Consider the following 1,810-nt stretch of genomic DNA (forward strand, 5'->3'; position numbering starts at 1 on the left):
GGACCCGGGAAGCGCCGGGGGAGGAGGAGCCGGCCGCCCCGCCGGGCACGCCGGGCGGGTGCCGCTGCGGCTCACCGTCCGCCGGCCTGCCGCTTCACCCCCGCCGCGCACGGCGGCCCGAATCGCCCCGGCCGGTCCGCGGGGCGGTGCCGCCGCGTTCCGCGGCGCGGGCGATGTTGCGCGCCATGCCGCCGAAGACCACGGCGTGGAAGGGGGACACCCCCCACCAGTAGGCGTGCCCCAGCAGCCCGTGCGGGTGGAACAGGGCCCGCTGGCGGTAGCGGGTCCGGCCGTCCGGCCCGGTGTCCACGTACAGCTCCAGCCAGGCGAGTCCCGGCAGCCGCATCTCGGCGCGCAGCCGCAGCAGCCGGCCGCGGTCGATCTCCTCGACCCGCCAGAAGTCCAGCGAGTCCCCGGCCCGCAGCCGGGCCGCGTCCCGGCGGCCACGCCGCAGGCCGACGCCGCCGGCCAGCCGGTCCAGGAGCCCGCGCGCCGACCAGGCCAGCGGGAACGAGTACCAGCCGTTCTCCCCGCCGATGCCCTCCACCACCCGCCACAGCGCCTCCGGGGTGGCGTCCACGGCCCGCTCCCGCCGGTCGGTGTACAGGCTGCCGCCCGCCCAGTCGGGGTCGGTCGGCAACGGGTCGCTGGCCGCGCCCGGCACCGCCGCGCTCGACCAGCGGGTGGCGACCCGCGCCTCCCGGACGTTGCGCAGCGCCAGCCGCACCGCGTCCTCGAAGCCCACCGGGCCGCCCGGGGGGTCCGGCACGTACCGGGCGATGTCGTGCTCGCGGCACACCACCTCGTGCCGCAGCGACTCCGTCAGCGGCTTGGCGATCGACGCGGGCACCGGGGTGACCAGGCCGACCCAGTGGCTGGACAGCCGGGGCGTGAGCACCGGCACCGGCACGATCAGCCGGTGCGGCAGGCCCGCCACCCGGGCGTAGCTCCGCATCATGTCCCGGTACGTCAGGATGTCCGGGCCGCCGATGTCGAAGGCGCGGCTCACGTCCGCGGGCAGCCGGGCGCAGCCCACCAGCAGCCGCAGCACGTCGCGGACGGCGATGGGCTGGATCCTGGTCCGCACCCAGCTCGGGGTGACCATGACCGGGAGCCGCTCGGTCAGGTAGCGCAGCATCTCGAAGGAGGCGGAGCCGGAGCCGATGATGACGGCGGCCCGCAGCACGGCCGTCGGCACGCCCGACTCCAGCAGGACGCGGCCCACCTCGGCGCGTGACCTCAGGTGGGGCGACAGCTCCTCCTCGGGCACGCCGGCCGGGGTCAGGCCGCCCACGTAGACGATGCGCCGGACACCGGCGGCGCGTGCCTGTTCGCCGAAGATCCGGGCGGCCCGCCGGTCGGTGTCCTCGAAGCCGGAACCGGTGCCGAGGGCGTGGACCAGGTAGTACGCCACGTCGACGCCCCGCATGGCACGGGCCGTCGACTCCGCGTCGGTGACGTCCCCGCGCACCACCTCGGCCTCACCCGCCCAGGGGTGGTCGCGGAGCTTGCCGGGGGAGCGGGCCAGGCAGCGGACCCGGTGCCCGGCGGCGAGCAGTTCGGGCACCAGACGCCCGCCGATGTAGCCCGTCGCACCGGTCACCAGGCAGTGCAGCGGCGCGCTCTCCCCGCCCGCGTCCTCACCCATCGCGCACGCTCCGTTCTCCTCACGCCGCGGTCCCGCGCCCGGCCCGCTCCCAGAATCGCGCGCCACGGCGCGCGGCGCATCGCGAGCGGCGCAGGCCGCACGCCGCCCGCCGCGCGGCCGCGGCCGGCCGGGTGTGCCGCGCGGGGACGGGTGTGCCCCGGA

At 77.8% G+C, this 1,810-nt stretch carries 1 protein-coding gene; it reads right to left on the reverse strand.

What is annotated here, in order from left to right:
* Positions 1-94: 94 nt before the first annotated feature.
* Complete coding sequence (locus A2U95_RS31115; RefSeq protein ID WP_166029250.1) at positions 95-1,648, reverse strand: SDR family oxidoreductase; 1,554 nt, start codon at positions 1,646-1,648, stop codon at positions 95-97.
* Between the last annotated feature and the right edge of the window lie 162 nt (positions 1,649-1,810).

It is taken from the genome of Streptomyces chilikensis, from assembly GCF_001642695.1.
Lineage (GTDB): Bacteria > Actinomycetota > Actinomycetes > Streptomycetales > Streptomycetaceae > Streptomyces > Streptomyces chilikensis.